22 protein-coding genes and 2 tRNA genes are annotated in these 24,214 nt (G+C 36.3%); 18 read left to right on the plus strand and 6 right to left on the minus strand.

Features of this window, described 5'->3' with window-relative positions:
* Positions 1 to 2,244, minus strand: a complete 2,244-nt coding sequence (locus tag H4J73_RS14385; protein ID WP_182177016.1) for an ABC transporter permease subunit — start codon at positions 2,242 to 2,244, stop codon at positions 1 to 3.
* Positions 2,245 to 2,438: 194 nt separating this feature from the next.
* On the opposite strand from H4J73_RS14385, the gene H4J73_RS14390 reads away from it, so the two are divergent.
* The 3 genes from H4J73_RS14390 (at position 2,439) to H4J73_RS14400 (ending at position 4,064) form a co-directional block, all read left to right on the plus strand.
* Complete coding sequence (locus H4J73_RS14390; RefSeq protein WP_182177017.1) at positions 2,439 to 2,870, plus strand: CBS domain-containing protein; 432 nt, start codon at positions 2,439 to 2,441, stop codon at positions 2,868 to 2,870.
* Between the two features lie 71 nt (positions 2,871 to 2,941).
* Positions 2,942 to 3,421, plus strand: coding sequence for a methylated-DNA--[protein]-cysteine S-methyltransferase (locus H4J73_RS14395; RefSeq protein WP_182177018.1), 480 nt, complete (start codon positions 2,942 to 2,944; stop codon positions 3,419 to 3,421).
* A 295-nt stretch (positions 3,422 to 3,716) separates the two neighbouring features.
* A complete protein-coding gene (locus H4J73_RS14400) occupies positions 3,717 to 4,064 on the plus strand; it encodes a hypothetical protein (protein ID WP_220459969.1) in 348 nt (115 codons plus the stop codon).
* A gap of 14 nt (positions 4,065 to 4,078) precedes the next feature.
* Here H4J73_RS14400 and trmB read toward each other — a convergent pair whose 3' ends face one another.
* Positions 4,079 to 4,813, minus strand: coding sequence for a tRNA (guanosine(46)-N7)-methyltransferase TrmB (gene trmB / locus H4J73_RS14405; protein ID WP_182177019.1), 735 nt, complete (start codon positions 4,811 to 4,813; stop codon positions 4,079 to 4,081).
* A 159-nt stretch (positions 4,814 to 4,972) separates the two neighbouring features.
* Positions 4,973 to 5,311, minus strand: coding sequence for a 50S ribosome-binding protein YggL (locus H4J73_RS14410; protein ID WP_182177020.1), 339 nt, complete (start codon positions 5,309 to 5,311; stop codon positions 4,973 to 4,975).
* Between the two features lie 141 nt (positions 5,312 to 5,452).
* On the opposite strand from H4J73_RS14410, the gene mutY reads away from it, so the two are divergent.
* The 6 genes from mutY to H4J73_RS14440 all read left to right on the plus strand — a co-directional run bounded on the left by mutY (position 5,453) and on the right by H4J73_RS14440 (position 10,060).
* Complete coding sequence (gene mutY, locus H4J73_RS14415) at positions 5,453 to 6,526, plus strand: A/G-specific adenine glycosylase (RefSeq protein ID WP_182177021.1); 1,074 nt, start codon at positions 5,453 to 5,455, stop codon at positions 6,524 to 6,526.
* Between the two features lie 55 nt (positions 6,527 to 6,581).
* Complete coding sequence (locus H4J73_RS14420) at positions 6,582 to 6,854, plus strand: oxidative damage protection protein (protein ID WP_182177022.1); 273 nt, start codon at positions 6,582 to 6,584, stop codon at positions 6,852 to 6,854.
* A 188-nt stretch (positions 6,855 to 7,042) separates the two neighbouring features.
* A tRNA-Phe gene (locus H4J73_RS14425) sits at positions 7,043 to 7,118 on the plus strand.
* Positions 7,119 to 7,225: 107 nt separating this feature from the next.
* Positions 7,226 to 7,301: transfer RNA gene (locus H4J73_RS14430), tRNA-Thr, on the plus strand.
* A gap of 334 nt (positions 7,302 to 7,635) precedes the next feature.
* Positions 7,636 to 8,694: an AraC family transcriptional regulator gene (locus tag H4J73_RS14435; RefSeq protein ID WP_182177023.1), complete on the plus strand. Its 1,059-nt coding sequence runs from the start codon at positions 7,636 to 7,638 to the stop codon at positions 8,692 to 8,694.
* Positions 8,695 to 8,857: 163 nt separating this feature from the next.
* The gene (locus H4J73_RS14440; RefSeq protein ID WP_182177024.1) at positions 8,858 to 10,060 is read left to right on the plus strand and encodes a serine hydrolase; all 1,203 of its coding nucleotides are present in this window, start codon (positions 8,858 to 8,860) and stop codon (positions 10,058 to 10,060) included.
* A gap of 657 nt (positions 10,061 to 10,717) precedes the next feature.
* Here the strand turns inward: H4J73_RS14440 and H4J73_RS21035 are convergent.
* From H4J73_RS21035 to H4J73_RS14450, 3 genes are all read right to left on the minus strand, one after another.
* On the minus strand, positions 10,718 to 10,939 hold the full coding sequence (locus tag H4J73_RS21035) for a beta-propeller domain-containing protein (RefSeq protein WP_404851962.1): 222 nt from the start codon (positions 10,937 to 10,939) through the stop codon (positions 10,718 to 10,720).
* The gene (locus H4J73_RS21040; protein ID WP_182188807.1) at positions 10,900 to 10,989 is read right to left on the minus strand and encodes a beta-propeller domain-containing protein; all 90 of its coding nucleotides are present in this window, start codon (positions 10,987 to 10,989) and stop codon (positions 10,900 to 10,902) included. Before H4J73_RS21040 ends, H4J73_RS21035 begins: the two co-directional genes overlap by 40 nt.
* Positions 10,990 to 11,119: 130 nt before the next feature.
* Positions 11,120 to 11,404, minus strand: a complete 285-nt coding sequence (locus H4J73_RS14450; protein ID WP_182177025.1) for a MazG nucleotide pyrophosphohydrolase domain-containing protein — start codon at positions 11,402 to 11,404, stop codon at positions 11,120 to 11,122.
* Between the two features lie 482 nt (positions 11,405 to 11,886).
* On the opposite strand from H4J73_RS14450, the gene H4J73_RS14455 reads away from it, so the two are divergent.
* The 9 genes from H4J73_RS14455 to H4J73_RS14495 all read left to right on the plus strand — a co-directional run bounded on the left by H4J73_RS14455 (position 11,887) and on the right by H4J73_RS14495 (position 24,207).
* Complete coding sequence (locus H4J73_RS14455) at positions 11,887 to 13,413, plus strand: carbon-nitrogen hydrolase family protein (protein WP_182177026.1); 1,527 nt, start codon at positions 11,887 to 11,889, stop codon at positions 13,411 to 13,413.
* A 474-nt stretch (positions 13,414 to 13,887) separates the two neighbouring features.
* A complete protein-coding gene (locus tag H4J73_RS20825; protein WP_182177027.1) occupies positions 13,888 to 16,653 on the plus strand; it encodes a YdbH domain-containing protein in 2,766 nt (921 codons plus the stop codon).
* Between the two features lie 2 nt (positions 16,654 to 16,655).
* On the plus strand, positions 16,656 to 16,838 hold the full coding sequence (locus H4J73_RS14465) for a YnbE family lipoprotein (protein ID WP_182177028.1): 183 nt from the start codon (positions 16,656 to 16,658) through the stop codon (positions 16,836 to 16,838).
* 9 nt (positions 16,839 to 16,847) lie between these two features.
* Complete coding sequence (locus tag H4J73_RS14470) at positions 16,848 to 17,189, plus strand: YdbL family protein (protein WP_182177029.1); 342 nt, start codon at positions 16,848 to 16,850, stop codon at positions 17,187 to 17,189.
* A 284-nt stretch (positions 17,190 to 17,473) separates the two neighbouring features.
* Positions 17,474 to 19,384 (plus strand): biosynthetic arginine decarboxylase, encoded by a 1,911-nt coding sequence (gene speA, locus H4J73_RS14475; RefSeq protein WP_182177030.1) that lies wholly within the window; start codon positions 17,474 to 17,476, stop codon positions 19,382 to 19,384.
* 12 nt (positions 19,385 to 19,396) lie between these two features.
* Entirely contained in the window at positions 19,397 to 20,323 is a 927-nt protein-coding gene (gene speB, locus H4J73_RS14480) for an agmatinase (protein ID WP_182177031.1), read from the plus strand.
* A gap of 592 nt (positions 20,324 to 20,915) precedes the next feature.
* Complete coding sequence (locus H4J73_RS14485; protein ID WP_182177032.1) at positions 20,916 to 21,854, plus strand: PEP-CTERM sorting domain-containing protein; 939 nt, start codon at positions 20,916 to 20,918, stop codon at positions 21,852 to 21,854.
* Between the two features lie 1,182 nt (positions 21,855 to 23,036).
* A complete protein-coding gene (locus H4J73_RS14490; protein ID WP_182177033.1) occupies positions 23,037 to 23,249 on the plus strand; it encodes a hypothetical protein in 213 nt (70 codons plus the stop codon).
* A 322-nt stretch (positions 23,250 to 23,571) separates the two neighbouring features.
* Positions 23,572 to 24,207: an ANTAR domain-containing protein gene (locus tag H4J73_RS14495; RefSeq protein ID WP_310649651.1), complete on the plus strand. Its 636-nt coding sequence runs from the start codon at positions 23,572 to 23,574 to the stop codon at positions 24,205 to 24,207.
* Positions 24,208 to 24,214: the final 7 nt, after the last annotated feature.

Here is a 24,214-nt window from a genome sequence, read left to right on the forward strand (position 1 = left end):
CTATAACGAGCTATATTTTTCACGTAAGCGCTGACGTATCAGCTCAGCAAACGTGTTAAAAATAAAGGTGAAAACAAATAAAACAAAAGCGGCTAGAAAGAGAATTCGATAATGCGAACTACCGACTTCAGACTCTGGCATTTCAACAGCGATATTGGCCGCTAACGTACGCATGCCTTGGAAGATACTCCAATCTAAGATTGGGGTATTACCTGTTGCCATAAGAACGATCATAGTTTCGCCTACAGCCCGACCTAACCCCATCATTACCGCAGAAAATATGCCTGGGCTAGCAGTTAACAAAACCACTTTTGCAAGCGTTTGCCACTGCGTTGCACCAAGCGCTAAAGAGCCACTGGTTAAGTGTTTTGGTACACTAAAGATTGCATCTTCTGCCATAGAGAAAATGGTCGGTATTACAGCAAACCCCATCGCTAAACCAACCACTAATGAATTGCGTTGGTCAAAGTCTATATCTAGGTCGTTAGTGATAAATTGTCGAACATCACCACCAAAAAACAAAGTTTCAAAGAAGGGTGATAACAAAAAGGCACTGCCCCCCGCAATCAATAACACCGGAACAAGTATGATCGGTGCCCATGTTTCAGGAATAGTGTTTTTCATTTCTTTGGGCAGCTTATGCCAAGCAAATGCGGTAACAAATACCGAAAGTGGCAACATAATTAATAACATTGCTATTGCAGGTAAATAATTTTCTATTATCGGTGCTAACCATAAACCTGCTAAGAACCCTAAAATAACAGTAGGCAATGCTTCCATTAACTCAATAGTAGGCTTAACTTTTCGGCGCATGCCTGGGGTCATAAAGTACGCGGTATAAATAGCAGCACTTAACGCGATAGGTACAGCAAATAACATCGCGTACATGGCTGCTTTCATCGTACCAAATGAAATAGGTACTAAAGAAAATTTCCCTTCAAAATCATCTGAACCAGACGTTGATTGCCAAATATATTCAGGCTCAGGGTAACCCTCATACCACACTTCTTCCCACAACGCGCTCCATGTTACTTCAGGGTGCTCATTTTCAACGCTGAATATTTTTAACTGCTTATTATCAATAATCACTAGGCCATCAGCACGAGGTGAAATAGCAAATACTGCTGGCTCACTTGTTGTTAATTGGCCACGCCATAAATCTGCTTCACTGGTGGTGTAAAAAACACCCATATTTCCAGATGGCGTTAGGGTGTAAAAGCTTTTACGAAATTGTTCGGTATGAATTTGCGTAATAGCTTCAGTTTCACTAACATCAAAAGTACGAACATTTTTAAATTGACGACCATTGTCAGTAGCCACTTCAAACCACTGCGACACTTTACCGGCACTGCTACCCAATAAAATTGAGCTACTACCTGAAAGTAATGCCATAGAAGTAATATGATGAGGTTTAGTGCTCGTTTGCTCTAATGATGGAATAATGGTGGCTTTAAGTTCGACATCATCTTCATCTGTGAGATCAAAAACAAAAATTTGATCATCACTGCGAACAAAAGCTAACCCCATATCTGGTGTAACTAGAATGTCGTTAACGTGATCAACTGGAAAATCAATTTCTTGATAAACTGCCTCAAACGCGCTGTCGTAAGTAAAGTCATCTTCGGCGATTAAACTTGTTTTAATTAAACGCTGGTCTTGCGTAAAAGCAACAAAAACTGCTTTTTCATCGTTCATACTAAAGGCAAGTTGGGTAAAGTTTTCGCCATTTTCATCAACAGGTATTGAATTTTCACCCAATGGATAAGCTACACTTGGAATAATCTCACGTGTGCCAGAATCAAAATTTGAAAAGAATTTAGCTGCAACAAGTTGTACGCTACCTTCACTATCAATTAATAATTTATTTTCTCTGCCTGCATGAACAACTTTAGTGAGGGTCCTATTATCACTCAATAACTTTTCATTGAGTACTAACGTCCCTTTGTCATGAGCAGCACTTTTAACTAATTGATAAAAATTAATATCACCTTGTTGGGTAATTTGAAAAGCAACTTCTTTGAGTTCATCAACACCTGTTGATAACGTGGGTGCTGCCGTACTTATTTCAAATTGACTAACAGGTTCTATTGTTGCCGACTCAAAAATAGGTTTTATCACATAGAGTAAATATAAAAAGATGAGCACCAGTGTAAATAAAACACTTATGCCACCTACTGTTATTAACCATTGTGCTAATGTATTTTTCAACTGACGTGGGCCAGTCGATTTTAATGCAATTGCCACTTAAAACACCTTCAATTATGGAAACTTTAGTACGATTCCAATTATAAGACAGTTGTATGACATTTTTGTTACAGCCAACGATTACTTTATACATAAATGATAAAACCTGATGTTTTAATCAAACGGTGATTGTTAACTAAGAAAATTTTGTTTATCTTGATGATGAGATAAAAATAAAATATGAGGATGAAATAATGAGCTTAAGCAAAGTCATGTCGAAAAACTTAATTACACTCGAAATTGATGACGATTTAAGTAAAGCCAAAGCAATATTTGACCAACATAACATTCACCATATCTTAATACTCTGCGATAAGCAGCTGGTTGGAGTAGTGACTGATAGAGATTTATACAAGCATTTAAGTCCAACCATTGGTACTAAAAACGAGACACCTCGTGACCATTCAATGTTACAAAAAAAACTGCACTTAATCATGAACCGAAACTTGATAACGGCCGAAAAAGAGACGAGTTTGAATGACGCGGTATTACTATTTTATGACAATCATATTTCATGTTTGCCTATTGTAGATAATAGCATGCAGCCTATTGGAATTGTTAGCTGGCGAGATATTTTAAAAGTTCTTGCTCTGCAGTACAGACTTAAGTTAGCGACGATTAAATAATTGCGGTGATAAATATCAGGGTTGCTTATCTTCGTGATTTATTGTGAACACGCTTTAACCAAGGAATAATAATGTATTTTACGCTCACTCCCTCTCCTTATGGCGATATAGCTTTAACCGCTAATGAACAAGGCTTAACCGCACTAGCTTTTCAAGAAGGCGCACTGCCCTTGATCATTGATGACAATTACACCGAAAGCCCCAGCCACTTCATTGAGGTATGCCAACAACTTAAAGAGTATTTTTTAGGTAAACGAACCACTTTTAATGTGCCTCTTGCGCCACAAGGCACACCTTTTCAACAAAAAGTATGGCAAGCATTACTAAAGATTAAGCAAGGTGATACAAAAAGTTACTTATGGATAGCAAAAAGAATTAATAATGAAAAAGCTGTAAGAGCAGTAGGAGCAGCAAATGGCAGAAATCCTATCGCGTTAATTATACCTTGTCATCGCGTTATTGGTGCCAACGGAAAGTTAACTGGTTATGCAGGTGGTTTAGCCTTAAAAGCAAAATTGCTGATGCATGAAAAAGCACAGTTTAGTGTTTAACTCAAGCCGTGAATAATTGAAAAACAGCCTGTTTAACGTTAACTCAAGTCAACGCTATAAAATAAAAATAAACTTTAGCAAAATTGAATTTGACTGATAAGATGCTTATACCAATTTCATAACGTAGATGAGCTATTTTATACTGGCGATATAGTGGAAAATACAAGGCATAAATATAGTAAGTTGTTATTCTACTTATGCATTTTATAACGCCGTAGTTGGCGATTTTAACCGGTATAAATGATCACATAATGAGTGAGATTTGGTATTAATATTTCTAGAGAATTAATAAGTCATGAGTATAGATATTGTATTTTTTTTTGCCATAGCCGTTATATTGTGGATGGCGTGGTTATTAGTTAAAGCAAAACGCTTTACTAAATTCAAGCAACGAATTGAAGAAGAACTAAAACCGAAAGTCATCGCTAATATATTAGCTGAATTAGAAGAAAATAGAAGTGAGGTATTTCCAAATAACGAGGCTCATCAACACGCGACTATTTATTATTGGTCACAGTATAAAGCACGTATTTTACAAGCCGCTTTACAGCGAGAGATTATTAGCACGCAATGGTTAAAAGATACTGGTAACTTGCGTAATAGCCAGCATCTTTTCCACGTTGAACAAGAATACTTAAATTAGTTGTTCGCTTTAGGTTAATCTTGGCGTTTAAATTGAATATCCCAAACGCCATGGCCTAAATTATTACCGCGGTTCTCAAATTTTGTTAATGGGCGAGAATCTGGGCGCGGTACAAAATCACCATCGGTTGCTAAATTTTTATAGCCCGGCGCTGAATTCATATCTTCGATCATACATTCCGCGTAATTTTCCCAGTCAGTAGCCATGTGAAAAACGCCACCTACGTTAAGCTTTTGGCGGATAGTTTCTACAAACTCTAAAGAAACAATCCGACGTTTGTGGTGCTTCTTTTTATGCCACGGGTCAGGGAAAAATAATTGCACCGTCGTTAGCGAACTATTAGGAATACAATCAGCGAGCACTTCTATCGCGTCGTGTTCAAAAACCTTTAAATTATCAACGCCTTCTTCTTTTGCTAATGAAATACAAGCGCCAACCCCTGGGCGATGCACTTCAACACCAACAAAGTTTAGCTCTGGGGCATTTTTTGCCATTTCAACTAAAGATTTCCCCATACCAAAACCGATTTCTAAAATAACAGGGTTACTGTTATTAAATAGCTGAGCAAAATCAATCATTGCGTCTGAATGGTTCAAGCCCATGGTTGCCCAAAACTGCTCTAAAGCACTCGCTTGTCCTTTTGTTAAGCGCCCTTCGCGCTTAACAAAACTACGCACTTTACGAATATATTTGCCTTCTTTCTCGGCTTGTTCAACGGTCTTGTGGCTGTTTTCTGTTTTATCTGTCATACATTTCTTCAATATAATCCAAGTTTAATTCTAAATAAATGCGCTTTAAACAAAGCTGTGAAAAATTTCAGAGCCTGCGCTTATACTGCATAAACAATAGCACTGAAACACACAAAAAATGCTAATAGTGCCAAACAAAGCTCATTTATAAAAATAAAATTATTCAGCCCACCAAACATCGTAAAGCTCGCTAACAGCAACGGCTGTAGCGCCATTTTTATTTAACCATGACTCAACAGTAGTGCGGTGTTCATCGGTACATTTACCAATATTTTGAGTACACACGATACCATGCCATAACACGTCGCCTTCGCCACCAAAACCTAAGCCATTAGGTTGAATAACTTCATTGAAAAAGTTATTTAAAAAGGTATCAACGGTATCATTATCAGTGCCGTCAGCTAATTTAAAAGCAACATCAAAACCTAATTCTTGATATTCATCAACACGTAATTTTTTACGTAAACGGCGGTTACGGTTTTTAGCATTTAATTTCATTTTAATTCCTTAAGACTTGGGGAGTACATTTTGAGTAATAATCTCGATATTTATATGGACGAGAGCATAATGGCATTATAAATTTTTGCAATAAAAAATGCACATTTATTCGTGTCCACTTTTTAGGTAAACTAAGCGCCTATGACAAATAAAACTCAAATATCATCAAAATCAGCGCAGTATTTTGCCACGCAAACACTCGACTGGTACCAAGCCCAAGGTCGAAAACATTTACCTTGGCAGCAAAATAAAACCCCATACCGCGTATGGATCTCAGAAATAATGTTGCAACAAACCCAAGTAGCAACCGTTATTCCTTACTATCAACGTTTCATGGACAGTTTCCCAACCATTGAAGATTTGGCCAAAGCAGATGAAGACAACGTGTTACATCACTGGACAGGTTTAGGCTATTACGCTCGAGCACGTAACTTACACAAAACAGCAAAAATCATTCATCAACAATTCCAAGGGAATTTCCCCGAAAACATTGAGCAAGTAATTGCCCTACCCGGCATTGGCCGCTCAACCGCTGGTGCTATTTTAAGTTTGGCACTCAACAAACATCACGCCATTCTAGACGGTAATGTAAAACGTGTGTTAGCACGTTGCTATATGGTTGAAGGCCATAATGGCCAAAGTAAGTATGAGAAAGCCTTGTGGCCTATTGCTGAAGCACTAACCCCCAAAGAAGGTGTTGCGCAGTTTAACCAAGCGATGATGGACTTAGGCTCACTGATTTGTACGCGCAGTAAACCTAAATGTGAACTTTGCCCATTAAATGAAAGTTGTTTAGCTTTTTCGTTGGGCGAACAAAGTAGCTATCCACAAAAGAAACCAAAGAAAACCATTCCTGAAAAACAAACGATCATGGTAATACCCCGTATTAACCATCAAGTTTTATTAGAAAAACGTCCACCGAGTGGAATATGGGGCGGCTTATGGTGCTTTTTAGAAGTTCAGCACGAAGATGAGATTGCCATTTTATTAGCAAAACTTCACCTGAAACAAACTTCAGTGCAATCGTTAACAAAGTTTCGTCATACCTTTAGCCATTTTCATTTAGATATTGAGCCAATAGTGATTGACTGTGAACAGTTATCTATAAAAGAAATCAACGAAAACAGCCAACAACAGTGGTACAATTTAGCCACAACAGCATCGGTTGGCTTAGCAGCATCAACACAAAAACTGATCACTTTATTAAAGCCATGATGTTTTCGAGTAGTATTTGTCGAAAATTTATAACCAAGAACAAGAGAAATAATTTATGAGCCGTATAGTATTTTGTCAAAACTTAAAAAAAGACGCTGAAGGATTAGGATTTCAACTTTACCCAGGAGAAGTGGGTAAACGTATTTTTGATAACATTAGTCAAGAAGCATTTAAAAACTGGCAACAAAAACAAACCATGATTATTAATGAGAAAAAAATGAACATGATGGAGCCAAATGACCGTGCTTTTTTAGAAACAGCCATGATCGCTTATCTTTTTGAAGGAAAAGAACCAGAAATTGAAGGCTACGTTCCACCTAAAAAGTAGTGACGGAACAACTTTTTTTATTGAATATTTTGATTAAATAACGATTTTACGCTGACTATTCCGACAATAAGCAGAAAAAACAAGCAAACAAACATTTATTTAAAAAAAAGGGTTGACGAACAAAACGAAAAACAGTTTAATACGCCCCGTCTTCAAGGCAAAGCCGAAAAGACAGCAGATTAGACACTGCCTCGATAGCTCAGTCGGTAGAGCAGAGGATTGAAAATCCTCGTGTCCCTGGTTCGATTCCGGGTCGAGGCACCATCTATTCATACACTATTTGAATATTTGTTGCTTAGTTTTAAAAGAAACATTTATTCGGTGCCAAAGTATTATTCGTAACTAAATAATACTGCACACGTTCTTCGTGTGCCGACTTAGCTCAGTTGGTAGAGCAACTGACTTGTAATCAGTAGGTCGCCAGTTCGACTCCGGCAGTCGGCACCATTTATTCTCTTCGGAGAAGAAACGAAACCTTAACAGCAATGTTAAGGTTTTTTTTCGTCTGAAATTTAACAAACTATAGAGAATATCTCAGTAGTAACGATTAGCACCTTTACCTCACCTACTCTGTACTTTGTGCGTTATTTACATCGTTTATACTAATAAGCTAATAGCCACGACACACATTACTATCCAATCCCCTGCTAAGACACTGCATTTCTCTTAGTCCAATTTTCAGTACTAAAAAACGAATATTGTGTAAATAATGCTATTCAACCCAGAACATTCATATATATGTTAAAGTTTTATTTTCTGTTTATTAACTAAAAAGTGATTAATGTACCTATCATTTGCTGATATTTTTGACCTTTTCCTGAGATTTTTAGCTGTAGGTCAACTTTCTTTATTGTGCCATTACATATTATCAAAGAACCAAAACTTATCTTCTGCATTAGCGGTTTCAGTTAATATTTGTTTATGTGCTTATCTTTTGCTGACAGCCCCCATACCTGATCACTATTACGGCATATTAAGAGGCATACTTTTATTTTTCACCGAAGTTGCACCTTATTTACTTTGGTTGCTCGTTTTATTACATTTCAAAGATAATTTTCAACCAACGAAATGGTCCATTTGGATTAAAGTTAGCATTGGATTAATGTTACTTTGGTTTATATACTTTTTTGGTTACATCAAAGGAAGTGGCAGTTTTCATCAAGTTAACCATGTAATACAGCTCTTTTTTATCATCCATATTATTTATGTTGCCGTACAAGAGTTTCCAGATGATTTAGTTCAAGCGAGGCGAAATGCTAGGTTAGTCACGATAATTTGCACTTGTATATATTTAATATTGATATTGATATTGGAGTTAGGTAATGCGGCAATAAGAGACTCTTCTATTTTTAGTCTCGTAAATGCAGGACTCATTTTAGTTTCAACTTCTTTTTTTAGTTGGCACTATTTTAATAATAGATTCACAGAAAAAACTAAAACCGCATCAATTGAAGAAATAAAAGACAATGATAATTATCCCCCTTCTATCCCGCTAGTTTTTAAAAATGTTTATCAACAACTTAATCAATTAATGCAAGATGGCTTTTATACGGAAACTCAGTTATCAATTAAACAGTTGGCAAACAAACTTAAAATGCCAGAACATCAATTACGTGAATTAATTAATAAACATTTAGGCTTTAGAAATTTTTCAGACTTTCTAAGCAGCTACCGAATTCCCGCGGCATGTGTACAATTTGAAGATATAACGTTCATTCGCAAACCTATTTTGACAATAGCTTTAGAGTTGGGCTATGGGTCAATTGCCACCTTTAATCGTACATTCAAAGCGCAAAAAGGCATGACACCTAAAGAATATCGCAATAAATTTCAAAAATGATCAGTGTTTTTTAGTATTGATAAGTTTTAATGGGCCGAATTGTTTAGCATTTACATATCAACTTCAAAGAGTAATTTACATGTTAAAGTTCACAAAAGTTAAAATTATTAGTATCGGCTTATTCGCAACTCTGTTCATATTAATTTGGCCAATTTATGAGAGTATGGCCCACAAAAACAAGGTGAGTTTTCTTCCATTTTATCAATTTGATGAAATACCGAAAACTAGCCCAACCGACCAAATACTCTATCAAGAGAACTACACAGAAGCAGCAAACAAAGCATTAGATGTAATAACAACACATAAAGTCGCGATTAATGCGCCAGCAATTTCAGCTGCCGTATCTATTGACGGTAAATTAGTTTGGGCTGGTGCGTCTGGTTGGTCAGATATAGAAAATAAAACGCCGGTTACTACGAATACCCAGTTTAGAATTGGCAGTACCGCAAAGGCATTAACAGGAACGGCTCTTGCGAGAATGTATGATGTGAAGATGATTGATCTTGATAAGAATATTTCTAGCTATATGAAGGACTTGTCTAATGATGCTTGGAAAGACATCACTAGCCGTCAACTTGCTTCACATATGGCAGGCCTGCCACACTATAAACAAAATACTGATTATGTAGGATTATACAAAACGTTAACGTTATCTACCCGCTATGAAGATGTTGAAGATTCGCTTTCGATATTTGATAGTAGCGAACTTTTATTTGAGCCCGGAACACAATTTTCCTATTCAACACTTGGCACAGTTTTACTTAGTGCTGTTATGGAGAATGCCGCGAATATGCCTTATCTTGAAATTATGAAAAAACAAGTCTTTGACCCGCTTAAAATGAACGCGACCTTGGCTGAGTTTCAAGGAGAAAATTCTAAAAATTTAGCCAAGTTTTATTGGAATAATAACGGACGTTCGACCCAAGTCAGACAATGGCGCGATGTTGACCTTAGCCATAGGTTAGCTGGTGGTGGCTTTATATCCACTTCTTCAGATCTTGTTAAAGTGGGCAACGCTTTCTTGGATGATGAATTTATCTCAGCCAAAACACGTGGTGTTTTTTGGACACCGCAAAAATTACCAGACGGAAGCGAAACCCCCGATGGCTATTCACTAGGTTGGCGAGTTTTGACAAGAAACATTGACCCAGAAGTTGGAGAAATAACCTTTGCTAACCATGGTGGGGTTTCAAGAGGCGCTCAAAGCTGGTTGATGGTTTTGCCTGAGCATAATATATCGGTTGCGATTAACATTAATTCAAATACTAAAGTTTTCTGGGATTTTGGCAAAGTATCAATGCAAGTGTTAAAACCTTTTTTATTGGCAAAAATTGCAATGGAGCAAAGAGTACCCATTTCACAATAAACATAATTTAGCATTCCCCTAAACTATAGATATTTTGGAAAACTGATTTATGATTTCAATCAGTCTTCAATAAACTAAAACAACGTTTTACATCATTAGTACAAAATCCTACTTTAAGCGTCTAGGGCTATTATTTTATAAAGGCACGCATACTATACACTGAAGCTATATTAACAGTAGAGAACTCTTCTCAAGCGTTACCTTGGAATCAGTAGATACTAATTAGACTTTTGTTGTTGGCACTATTAATTCAGAGACAAATAAAGCCTAGTGATAAATTTATCACTAGGCTTTATTAAAACATTTAGACGCTTTAGTTTATTAGAATGGACCTGTAGTTATTTCAGATATTTGCCATAAAATTTTCCAAAGACTATTACCGTGCAGATAATAAATATCATCATTGTGGAATATGCCTCGATCATCGCACCCCGAAACATAATTCGCTTCCGAAGGTTCTGAATTTACGACTGGTTTAACGCTACCTATTTAAAGTAAGGTTGCATCAACATCGTTACCAGTAACTTCAATTAGCTCTAGGGAATTGTCTGGCATCCAAATGTTAAACTCTTGCCCTGTTAAACGATCCACTACACTTTCTAATAACCACCTTTCTACCGGTAAACCAAAGCGATGGGTATTATTGTCGGTTTTTAGTTAGGTTAACGCATGATAATCAAATTCAACAGGGGTATAACCGTTTTCATAAACAATAGATTTAATTTCAAGGGGATTATTCATATTACTTACGTCAAATAAACTTATTTTGGCGCCTTCAATAATAGGCGTAGTTCCATCATCTTCAGCGAGAAAAAGTCTATTGGGATCAACGTTATGGCCTATTCTCCAAGTAGGCGTTCTGATATCGGGTGTAAGTATGATGAATAGCCTGGAATTTCAAGTGCACCCGTAATTTGTGAATGGCACAAAGCGAGCTGTAAACTTAGCAGATCAAAACTAAGAGGATGTCAGTTTATCATTGAGCTACCTAAAAGTGAGATTGTATAACGGGCTGGGCAACAAAGTAAGTTACAAAGACGCGTAGCTATTTCAAAAAATTCACTTTAACCTTCCCCTCGTGCCTCTTTTTTCATTTTTGGCCATTTTATCAAGAATCTTTTGTTCAATATCTATCTCTTGCCAATGGGCAATATCTAACACCCTAAGAATAATGTCGGCTAATTCTTCTCCAAAAGCATCCGTAGGCTTTTCGTTTCGACACTCATTGATCGCTTCTCCTACTTCGGAGGCAACTAAAGCAAGGGCTTCTAAAGTCGTTTTATTGTGCCAGCCCATTTTTTCTACCCAAAGATAGTTCTTTTCAGCTATTTCATTAATATTCATGTCTTTCACTCACTAAGTTTAACTATTGGTTAACTTACTATCATATCTAAGTGAATTCACTCTAAAAATAAAATTTGATACTTAGTTGCCAAATGAAAAATAACGTTATAAGCAATCTAGTGATTTAATTAGAATCAAAGAAGTTGTGAGCATAACAACTCCGGCAGTCGGCACTATTAATTCTCTTTTGCAATTTGTCGTTTGTTATTTTTTGTTTGTTCTTGAGTTATTTAGAAATCAAGAGCTGACACCTGCTGACAAATCATTCTATAAGCTGATTTAACCGTTCAACCCACAACTAGGTACTACAACCTTAAAAACTAACACAACTCTAACCCTACGCACTGCTGGGACCGTTTTGCTACATTTTTTAATATGCTTGTATAAGTTGATTTTTTGGTATACAAATCACAATAATCGTCTTTTTGCACTCTACGATGAGAGAAAAGAATAATTATGACCCATATCGATTAGGAATATAAATGGAAGCAAATAGCGTTACCGTCCGTCATTTAACTTTACAAGATATGACAGAGCTTCGACACGCAAGTGAATCAGTTTACCTTAATAAAGCATTAGCAACGTGGAATGAATCTACGGTAAAAGCCTTATTAACTAAATTTCCAGAAGGACAAATCTGTGTGGTTGTTGATGGCATTGTAGTCGGTTGTGCCTTTTCATTAATCATTGAATATGCTGATTTTGGTGATGAACATACTTATGCTGAAATCACGAGCGATATGACCTTTGACAATCATGATCCCAAGGGTGATTCTTTGTATGGAATTGAGGTGTTTATTCACCCTGATTATCGTGGTTTACGTTTGGCTAGACGTTTGTACGATGCGCGCAAAGAACTTTGCGAAAACTTGAATTTGCGCGCCATTGTAGCGGGCGGTCGTATGCCTAACTATGCACAGTATTCAGACAAAATCAGTGCAAAGCAGTACATTGAAAAAGTTAAAATTAAAGAGTTATATGATCCCGTATTAAGTTTTCAGCTTGCTAATGATTTTTATGTACGCAAGTTACTGACCGGTTACTTATCGGGTGATAAGGAATCAATGGAATATGCCACGTTACTTGAATGGCCAAATATTTTTTATACTAAATCAGTAAAACTGATCAATGCCCCGCGCTCAGAAGTTCGTTTAGGTTTAGTGCAATGGCAAATGCGTTCCATGAAAAGCATTGATGATTTATTTGAACAAATGGAGTTTTATGTTGATGCAGTCTCAGATTACAAAAGTGACTTTGTCTTGTTTCCTGAGTTGTTTAATGCGCCATTGATGGCCGAATTTAATCACTTACGTTTAACTGAAAGTATTCGCCGGTTAGCAGAATATACTGAACAAATTCGCGATAAATTTATCGAATTTGCGATTAGTTATAATATTAATATTATTACCGGTAGTATGCCGTTTTTTGTTGATGGCAATCTTTATAATTCCGGCTTTTTGTGTCGCCGGGATGGTTCATGGGAACGTTACGATAAAATTCATTTAACGCCAGCAGAAGTACGTAGCTGGTCTATGGTGGGTGGTAAAAACCTTAAGGTGTTTGATACTGACTGTGGCAAAGTTGGTATCATGATTTGTTATGATGTTGAATTTCCAGAGTACTCTAGAATACTTGCTGATCAAGGGATGAATATTTTGTTTGTGCCGTTCTTAACCGACACCCAAAATGGTTACACGCGAGTACGTCACTGTGCGATGGCAAGAGCGATTGAAAATGAGTGCTATGTCGCTATTGCTGGCGCAGTAGGTAATTTGCCCAAAGTGAATAATATGGATATTCAATATGCGCAATCTGCCGTTTTTACGCCGTCTGACTTTGCTTTCCCCACTACAGGTATTAAAGCGGAAGCAACACCAAATTCAGAAATGACCGTTATCGTCGACGTAAATATAGATTTATTAAAGCAGTTACATAGCCATGGATCTGTGCATACCATGCGAGATAGACGTCACGATTTATATAGCATTACTGAGCATAACAAAGCTTAGTTGGTCATTTTTTATTGATAGAATACATTAACCACTAGCATATCTGCACAATCAAAGCGCCTAAATCGAATCTATAACGGTTCAGGTGCTACTTTGAGATACAAAGGTTATTTTGTCGTATAAGTCTTCGACAACATAAACGAATTCACATGATGTTCACGCTACACATAACAACATCGCTATTTCTTGAGTATGGCTAATAAGCCTTTCTCACTTGTGAACTTTTATCTTGTATGATGCATTTTAATAAATGAGAAATCCTTATAGCGCTTCATGCTATTTAAAAAGAGAAGCCACAGCATTATGCTGCTTAACCAATGACTCGCTATATTCTACTGAGTAAAATTAGGCTACCCTGTTAGGTGTTTCGACAATAAAGGTATTGCCGACAAGCCAGCATCAGGTTTTTATCTCAATTAATATATTTTTTCTACTTTGGTTCAAAGACAAAGTAACTATGGCAAGGGAACCTAAGTGCGATTTTTTAAATTAATTTTAATTGCTGTTCTCACCTTATTAACTACGTTAACTATTATTTATAGTGCACGAGTCTCCATCATCAATAACGTCGCACAAGCGCAATTGAGCTCGCTTAACATAGATATTACTTGCCTAGATATCAGCTTTGCCCGAAATTTGGCCATCAGCGTCGATAAGTTATGTTTACAATCGTCTCAAGCTGATATTGAAATGGTTGATATGACCATACATTGGCGGTATTCCCCCCATTTTAAAATAACCGATATTGATGTTGGTCGGGTAAAAATTAAAGGCACAGATCACTTATTTTCCAAAGTAAATGACCTTCCCTCAACTAATAAAAACAATGAAAATTTTAGCCAATTATTGTCAACAATATTAAGACCCTATGCTGAGCAGGTTACACAATTCAAATTACCGATAACCATTAATATCGACAGCATTTCCTATTTACCTTTTATTGTTCTTCATAAAGTGAACACGCCCAATAAAAAAACCATAAAGCAAGACGAGCATTTATATACGGCTAAACTATCGACACGAGATAACACGTTATCATTTTCATTAAAAAACACTGAAAACATACCATTTATCAAGGCTAAATTAACCCAAGTAGAAAAAGGGTTTTCCGTTGCGTTATCAAGTCAATTAAATTTACTGAAAAGCTTCGTTAGTACTCATCAATTACCTATAACGACAGCATTAGCAAACCACTTAGCTGCTATCGAAGTATCAGGTAATATCGACTCACTCATAAAATATCAGGCAGATGTTTTTACTCTACAAAATAATATTACCGACATCTCAATAAGTTCTGCTGTCGGCATTGATAATAGCGGCGCTTTTAAGCTTTCTGGGGCACTAAACGTTAAGAGTCAATTCAATTTAATTCCCCAAAAATCGACTAAAGCAATACCCCGTCAGATTAAAAAGACCCTAGCCGATGAGAACAATACAGAAGTAGCGTTAACCTTTACGGGAAAAAATGAATTAATATTGGAATATAGTCAGCCACAGTTTTTAAAAACCTTAGAGCAAATCGAGCTCTCCCCCACTATTATCTCAATACTTAAAGATAACCCTTTAAAACATTTAACGTTAAAGTTTCAGGGCAATGGCTTAGTAACACTTAATGATAATAAGGGTTATCTTAGTCATCTTGAAATAAATGCGCGTAGCAATGAACGACTCCATAAAATTAAACTTGATGATATTACTTTTATCCAACCCCACTCAAATATAGCACTCGGTGATAGTGCCATAACAGACACGAGAGTTAGCGCGGACAACAAGGTTGCTAAAAGCAGCATTAAAAGTGATGAAACACCTTCTATATTGGCAATAGGTCGTTTTACTATTGATAGTCAACTTAAACTGTTAAGCATGGCTAAATTTACCACGGCGCCGGCCGTTCTTCACCTGGCCGGCTCACTAAAACAAACCAAACAAGAAACAACGGTTATATTAACTGAAAACTCCTCAATCACATTGAGCAATATTGTTGTGCTTAAACAAACAACTGCTCTTAAAAATAGCATTAAACAGAAAAAAGCAGAGCACACTTTAGCGACAAAGAAACCCCAAGCGCTGGTAAGCCTAAAAACATTGACAACAACGCTAGAGGGTAGCGTACAACGCTTAGAAAACAACACCCTTAATATAAACTTAAAGGTTAATAACAGAGCTTCACAAGTAAATGTGCCCAATGCATTGAAAATAAGTTCGTTTAATCTTTTTAGTGAAATTAAAGGCAGTCTTAATGACATAAACCTCAATGCGAGCGCAACGGCAGACGGCGTTAACCTGGGTAACCTTGTTATTACTGGCCCAGTAAAGTCGCCTCGCATAGAAGTTTATGCAAAGAAGTTACAACTCACTGATTTATTATCCTTAAATATACAATTACCCACTAAAATTGAACTAATTGACGGCAGACTAGATTACAACATATCAGGGCAAATAAACGCGTTAAGTAATATTGAAAACACACCACTTAGTGTTTCGGTTGCTGTAACATCACTCAGTGGTGAAATTAATGGCATCTGGCTGCAAGAATTAAACTGGCAAGAACATTTATCGATACATGCAGGTAAAATAACGACAATACCTAATGTAAAAGACAACTTAACCATTGAATTAATTGAAACCGTTACCCCTGTTTCAAAGCTGTCAATTAACACGAGTTGGACAGTTGACAAAACCTTTACGCTTTCAGCAAACAAACTTAAAGCCGATGTTTTAGGCGGCAGTTTTTTTGTTCCAACTATAAACTGGCCTTTCGAGCACGGGAATTCAGTTAACGTTCAGCTAAAGAGTATAGACTTAGAGCAAGTCTTAGCATTAGATGAAAAACAAGGTATTGTGGTGACAGGTAAAATATCAGGTCAACTTCCCGTTACTTTTGATGGTGACAAATATATGATTAAAGAAGGTGAACTACACAATACGAGCAACGGGCTAATACAGGTTATTGACAATCCAGCAGTAGCAGCACTAAAAGCCAACAACAGCCAGCTAAAACTAGCATTTGATGCATTGCAGAACTTGCATTATCATCAGCTTTCATCAGCAGTTTCAATGGCAGACGACGGATACATGCAGTTAGACACAGTGATCAAAGGTCGTAATCCAGATCTTGATAACGATGTAAATTTGAATTTGAACTTGAGTTACGATTTACTGGGTTTACTTGAGTCATTGTCAATAACACAACGTTTTGAAGAAAGTATTCTCAAAGGTTTACAAAAAAATAAGGGATAAGTATGAGTAAAATACTCACTGTAGTATTCACTGTTTTTATCATGAGTGCCTGCACCCATAAGATAGAAGTTAGCGCAAAAGAGCCGATCACAATTAATTTAAATTTAAAAATTGATCATGAAATAAAAGTGAAAGTAGATAAAGAACTAGATGATATATTTAGTGCTGAAAGCGACATATTTTAAGGAGATATAATGAAAAATTTAACGAACAAAATTATAAAAAAGCTCACCTGTGTTCTGTTTATTTCTACCCTGGCTTTTTCTGCTTGGGCTATTTCTCTTGACGATGCAAAAGAGCAAGGCTTAGTCGGTGAAATGTCTAATGGTTACTTAGGCCTCGTTGTTGATAACGCAGAAGCTAAAAGCTTAGTCATGAGTGTTAATGAAAAGCGTAAGAGTATTTATATGAATTTAGCGCGTCAAAATAAAATTACCATGGAGCAAGTAACGGCTTTAGCGGGTAAGAAAGCTTTTGCTAAAACTCAGTCGGGGCATTTTATCCAAAATAGTACTGGCCAATGGGTTAAAAAATAGCACAGTGCCCATAACACTGGTCACCTCTCTATTTAGCAATAAACTGACAAAACCTTAATAGCAATACTAAGGTTTTTTTTTACGCTGAAAAAACACCTTAGCCTTGTAACGTAAACAGTTAAAATCCCTTTAAATACTTCCCCTTCAGCCACTCATCAATAATAATTTTCATAAGCGATTATTTTTTTTGTTTGACATTAATCGACTCTTAAATTCTAATTCGCCTTAATTACCCAAGAAGAATTCTCATTCTATTATTCAGTGGAAAGCGTAAAGGAAAGTTAATGAACAAAGATAATCTTGATCACGCACGTGCACACTATAATGTACGTCATTGGAGTCAAGGCTATTTCGGTATCAATGATGCAGGAAACGTATATGTTGCACCGAAAGTTGATCATCAAGAACACACAGTAGATTTAATCAGTATCGCTAAGATGATCGAAGATAAGGGCTTAACACTCCCTGCACTCGTGCGTTTTCCACAAATAATTCATCATCGCATTCACAGTTTGTGTGAAGCTTTTAATAAAGCGATAGCAGACTATGATTATCAGGAAAAATATTTATTAGTTTATCCGATTAAAGTCAATCAACAGCGTGAAGTGGTTGATGAAATTTTGGCTAGCCAAAATAATAAAGAGTTCACGCAGCTAGGCCTTGAAGCTGGCAGTAAAGCAGAATTATTGGCTGTTTTGGCGATGGCTCAAAAGGTTTCATCGGTTATTGTTTGTAATGGCTATAAAGACCGAGAGTATGTGCGTTTAGCGTTAATTGGCGAAAAGTTAGGACACGAAGTTCATATTGTTTTAGAAAAAATGTCTGAATTGGCGATGATTTTAACGGAAGCAAAAAAACTGAATGTAGAACCTCGATTGGGCATACGTGTTCGTTTAGCCTCTCAAGGTAAAGGTAAATGGCAAGCCAGTGGTGGTGAGAAATCAAAGTTTGGTTTATCAGCTTCACAAGTACTCAACGTTGTTAAAGTACTCAAAGAAGAAAACATGCTTGACGCGTTAAAACTTGTGCACTTTCACTTAGGCTCACAAATAGCCAATATAAGAGATGTTAGATTGGGCGTTAGTGAAGCCGCGCGCTTTTATTGTGAGCTTCGCCAACTCGGTGCAGGTATTTTATGCATGGATGTCGGTGGTGGTTTAGCCATTGACTATGATGGTACACGAAGCCAATCGCATAACTCAATGAACTACAGTGTTGCCGAATACGCTAATAATATTGTCCATACGATTGGTGATATTTGTAAGAGTTATCATCAACCTATGCCTATGATTATTTCGGAGTCAGGTAGAGCATTAACCGCACATCATGCGGTACTTATTTCCAATGTTATTGGTGCTGAGTCTTATGAGCCAGAAAACATAACAGCACCAACACCTGATGAATCTATTTTATTAAGTAATATGTGGCGTTCGTTAGCGCAATTAAATGACCGTAATGATGATCGCGCCCTGATTGAAATTTATCACGACACACAAAGTGATTTAGCTGAAGTACATAGTCAGTTTTCGATGGGATTATTAAATTTAACTCAACGCGCTTGGGCTGAACAAATTAACTTACGTATTTGTTACGAATTAAATAAATTAATGGATGGTAAAAATCGTTTTCATCGTCCAATAATGGATGATTTAACCGAAAAACTTGCTGATAAATTTTTTGTGAACTTTTCTTTATTTCAGTCACTTCCAGATGCATGGGGGATCGATCAGGTTTTTCCCGTATTACCATTAAGTAACTTAGAAAAATCACATGAAAAACGAGCCGTGTTATTAGACATTACTTGTGATTCTGATGGCACTATTGATCATTATGTTGATGGACAAGGTATTGAAAGCACACTACCCGTACCCGCATGGACAGAAGATGAGCCTTATTTATTGGGGTTTTTCTTAGTCGGTGCTTATCAAGAAATTTTGGGAGATATGCATAATTTATTTGGTGACACTCATAGTGCTGTCGTATTCGTTAATGACGACGGTGAAGCAGAAATCACTGAAATTAATCAAGGTGACACCGTTGAAGACATGTTGAATTATGTGCATTTAGACGCAAAGTTATTTCAACAAACTTATGCCGAGCTTATCGATGCTAGATTATCAAAAAGTGAAGGTGAAGAAGTTTATAAAGAGTTAGTTGATGGCTTAAAAGGCTATACCTACCTTGAAGATTTGTAGAGAATAAGCGACATGAAAAATATTTTCAATCAAGTTGATGAGTCTATTTACTCAAATGCAATGACATTTTTACGTCAGCCTTTGGTGCAAAATCCCATTGAGTCGGCTGCTGATATTGTTGTTTTAGGCTTGCCGTATGATATGGCAACCACTGGTCGTTCAGGCGCTCGAATGGGCCCTATGGCTATTAGGCAAGCGTCGATTAATTTGGCTTGGGAAGGTCGACGATTTCCTTGGCCTTTTAGCCTATTAAAACATTGTAAAATAATTGATGTGGGTGACTTGGTTTTTTCTCCTGGGGACTCAGCGCACTTTTGTACGCAAGTTGAAACGGCTGTAGGCCAATTACTTGACGCAGATAAAACCGTTTTATCGTTAGGTGGCGATCACTTTGTTACCTTGCCGATACTACGCGCTTATGCAAAGAAATTTGGCACGATGGCACTGATACATTTCGATGCTCATACCGATACTTATAGTAATGGTAGTTGTTATGACCACGGCACTATGTTTTATCATGCGCCAAAAGAAAACCTTATTGATAAAGATAAATCTATTCAGGTGGGTATTCGCACGAATTACAAAGAAAAAGACCATGGTTTTTCTGTCATTAATGCCATGCAAGCCAATGATCTGAGTGTCGATGAGATAACAAAAAGGATTAAAGAAAGAGTCGGCGATATGCCTGTTTACTTAAGCTTTGATATTGATTGCTTAGATCCCGCCTTTGCTCCAGGAACAGGCACGCCAGTATGTGGCGGTTTAACCACAGATAAAGTGTTGAAGGTATTGCGAGGTTTAGTGGGCATTAACCTGATTGGTATGGACGTCGTTGAAGTCGCTCCTTCTTATGATCACAGTGAAGTTACCGCATTAGCCGCGGCAACAATAGCGTTAGAATTAGCACATCTTTGGACAGCTAAACATAAAATCGTCTAACAAAATGTGTAAGTTATTGTTGCTTTGTAACTTACGCATTCACTTGGAAAACCTCTAGCAGCAGTGCCACTTGATTACATTTACCTAAGCCAACCAATTACATTTAATTATGCCAGAATATTTTGGCCTTATTAAAGCTGTCGTCTTTGGATAAATTGAACACTGCTAATGCTCACTTTTGCCACTTTGAAGACGTTAGCATTTGAGAATTCATACTAAAAATATTTGTACATGTTGATCTGCAGCGGACATGGCTGAACAACAATATTATATTAAAGGTTCGCTATAGCTGAGGCTCCCCATAGGTAAAAAGTTTCAATTTTTGATGGTTACTTTTACCTATATCCCGTTAAGCCTAAAAAAAACAAAGTCACCAATATAGTCATTCGTTTAATATAGCTATCATAATATAATCAGGACTGTGTTAGTTAACCAATATAATTACCTAAGAACTGTTGCTGAAGTGTCTGTTATTTTTACACTTCATTAAATGATAAAACATTTGTATTCGAAAAACCTAACTTAATCAGCTTATTAGATTGTTGGTGCGAAAAATGCATGCGATTGGTTATATTTTCAAAAGGAATTACAAATGTTTAATAAAATTAAACTGATTATTTTATCGCTAGCTTGCATTTCACAACTCACTTACGCCGATTTAATCGTCACGGGTGACTGTGATGTATCTAATGCTACTTTAACTTCAATACATCTATCAGATTTAGATATTGACAATAATAGTGGAGGTCAAGTAGGTAATAATTTATTACAGAATACTCCATATAATGCTTCTGAGTGTATTGGAATTTTTGCTGGTAACGATAGCGATCAAACAGCTAACAACATTGGTGAATTCGGAGACGGTCTTCTAAATGGTGAAGATTCAATTTTAACAGGATATGAATTTATTGATGGTATGGTTGGTGGTCTAGCTGGGGGTTATGATGGTGAACCATTAAATATTGATGGCCTAGGTGCTGCGACTGACCCTGGTTGGATAAATTTAGCTAAATTTGATGTAGATGATAACGAAATTACTTATAGTAATGTTACTAGTTTTGATCAAACAAAAACACTTAATATATCAGATGTATTAAAGCTTACTTTTAGTTGCGATAATAGTGGTGGTGAGTGCTCTGCTATTAATTGGACACTAACTACAGATATAGATATTGCTGAAACAGTAAGGGAAGTTATTGATAGGGCCACATTTGACCACTTGGCTTTTGTAGCTAAAGCTGGTAGTGGAAAAGGAAAAGGAAATCAAGATGATAAAGGTTGGGCGATATATGACTTTAACTTTTATGAAATATTCAATAATGAAGCCCCAGGATTATTTGATTTTGAAACTGCATATTCTTTATCGGGTGCTATAAATATAAAGCCGGGTGACTTTAGTGCAGGTCTATCTCATTTAACCGTTTGGGCTAGAGATCCTTTAGGTACACCCACCATAGTCTCTGAACCAACTACTTTAGCTATATTCGCTTTTGGTATTATTGGACTTGGCGTACGTCGATTCAAAAAATAATAGTCATTATTATCTTATTAAAAGCATCACCTTTTAGGTAACGGTGATGCTTTTTTTTATACGATACAAATAGAGTTAGTCTACAACATGAAATAGTGTTAAAAACAGATTTCCTAACAATACGATTCTACGTTATTAATATTCTTAAGTGCGCTTTTCATAATTCAACTCATAGTTAAAAATTAATTTATGTGTCCATCAACTGTTAGACTTTCTTTGTTTAATGGTGAAAAAACCATACAATCCACGAATGTTTTTAGTCGTTATATTTAAAGGCTAAATCTCTGTATATTCAATTGAAATACCGTTAACGTTATAATGGCTAATAAATTACCTTGTGGAACCATGCTCAATTTGTCTGATAAATTTTTTCTATAATTTATATCCAGCACTTTAAGACTAAATATTTTTTTCATTAAAGATATTACTAACAGCATAATGAGCTTGCAGCAACCATAAATATTGTTCTCACTTATATATATGTATTCTGCTTTTTTGCACATGAAATGAGCCTCAACACTGATTTTTGTAACGTCCGCTAAGCCGAAATATATTAAGTTAGCTGCGGGCCTGCTTATGACAACTAAAGGTTGTGCAGGTGACCTCGACAAACGTTTACAAATCTAAAACCTTACTTATCCATTGCGCACAAAGTGAACATATATATTAATGGCAAACCTAATGTTATTCAGTGGCCGTAGTAAGTGTTATTAGGTGACAGTATTAGATGATAATGACTAGCCGTTCTGATGCAATCAGGTGGCACAACTGATGTCATTATCCATTCACCTATCTAACACCTAAATCAAACCTAAATTAAACCTAAATTAAACCTAAATTAAACCTTAACAATACCGTTAGTCATCAAGGTAAAACTTTTAGTTTGTACTTTGATGGGGAAGCCATTTATAAAAGTTAGCGAGATTAGTATTTTTTTGTTCATCTTCATCAACGCCCGAGATATCATCAGTAATTATGACAGAAATATATTTGATGACACTAAATGAAGGCTGTATTTGATAAAAGCAAAATAGGAATTTATCTACTTGCCTCTCATTAACCCACTTGCGATGTGTTAACAAAATTTTTTAATCGAAATGACAAAAATATTTTACTGTCAATTTTTAATAAAAATGGCGAGTATCATAAAAATAGTATTTATTAACCATTAAAGAGAACATCATGAATACTTACTCTGTTTCACCATCGAGTAATGACAACGCATTGAATAACGAATTAGCTGAGTTTGACTTATCCCACCAAAGCCAATTTGCTCATTTAAAACATTCCAGAGACAGAGCAAATGTGGCGGGTCATTATAAACAAGCAAGTAAAAAAGCGCGTAAAAAATTACGTAATGTTTTTGATGACGATGACTATGAAATTGAAGAGTGAAGTTTTTCCAGGAATATCAAAGTAAAAATTTAGACAGTTGTCCCACCCTTTCGATAAAAAGCCTTAACAGAAATGTTAAGGCTTTTTTTTTGCTGAAATAAAGCTTATAGCTACACTAAAAATTACTAGGTATGGCCGCAGACTGATAGATTGACTCAACTACATGTTACTTTGGTGCATCTGTGCATCATAAACTGACAAAAGTTGTATGAAAGATCTTAAAATAAAGTCAAACCTCTGATATTAAACAACTTAACTTACTGGCATGAATACTGCGTTATTCTTTTAAATATATCCTCTTATTTCCTTAGATTTGAATAAAGTGAGAAAAAAAATATTATCTTCATCAAAAATAAGTAATAAAAATCAAGATATAACTGCCAAATTAAAAGTATTACTTGCAGAAAATAACCCTATAAAAGCAAAAGCATTAATGAGCATTCTCTCTAATGCAGAATACGACATTTATCACATTGCTCATTCTGGCGTACCTTTGCTTAGAGATGTTGAACAACTAAACCCTGATGTCATCATTATAGATATTGAATCACCTAATAGGGATATGCTTGAAAACCTGAATCAAATTTCTCAATTCGCTCCTAAACCTATAATAGTTTTTTCAGAACAACAAAACACTCACACCACCATTAATCAGATGGTTAAATCAGGTGTCAGTGCCTATGTTGTTGGGGAAGTTAACCAAACAAGGGTGAAATCTATTATTGATGTAGCGATAGCAAGATTTGAGGTTTTTCAGGGGCTCAAACGAGAGCTTGCTGACACCAAACAAAAACTATCTAGTCAAAAAAACATTGATAAAGCTAAGCGTTGGCTAATGGAAACCAAGCAACTATCTGAAATAGATGCTTATCATTTCATTCGAAAAATAGCGATGGACAACAGTCAAAAAATGGACGACGTTGCTAAGAATATTCTATCTGTCGCCAGCATTTTTTAGCGCGTTT

The organism is Colwellia sp. MB3u-41, assembly GCF_014076845.1.
Classification (GTDB): domain Bacteria; phylum Pseudomonadota; class Gammaproteobacteria; order Enterobacterales; family Alteromonadaceae; genus Colwellia_A.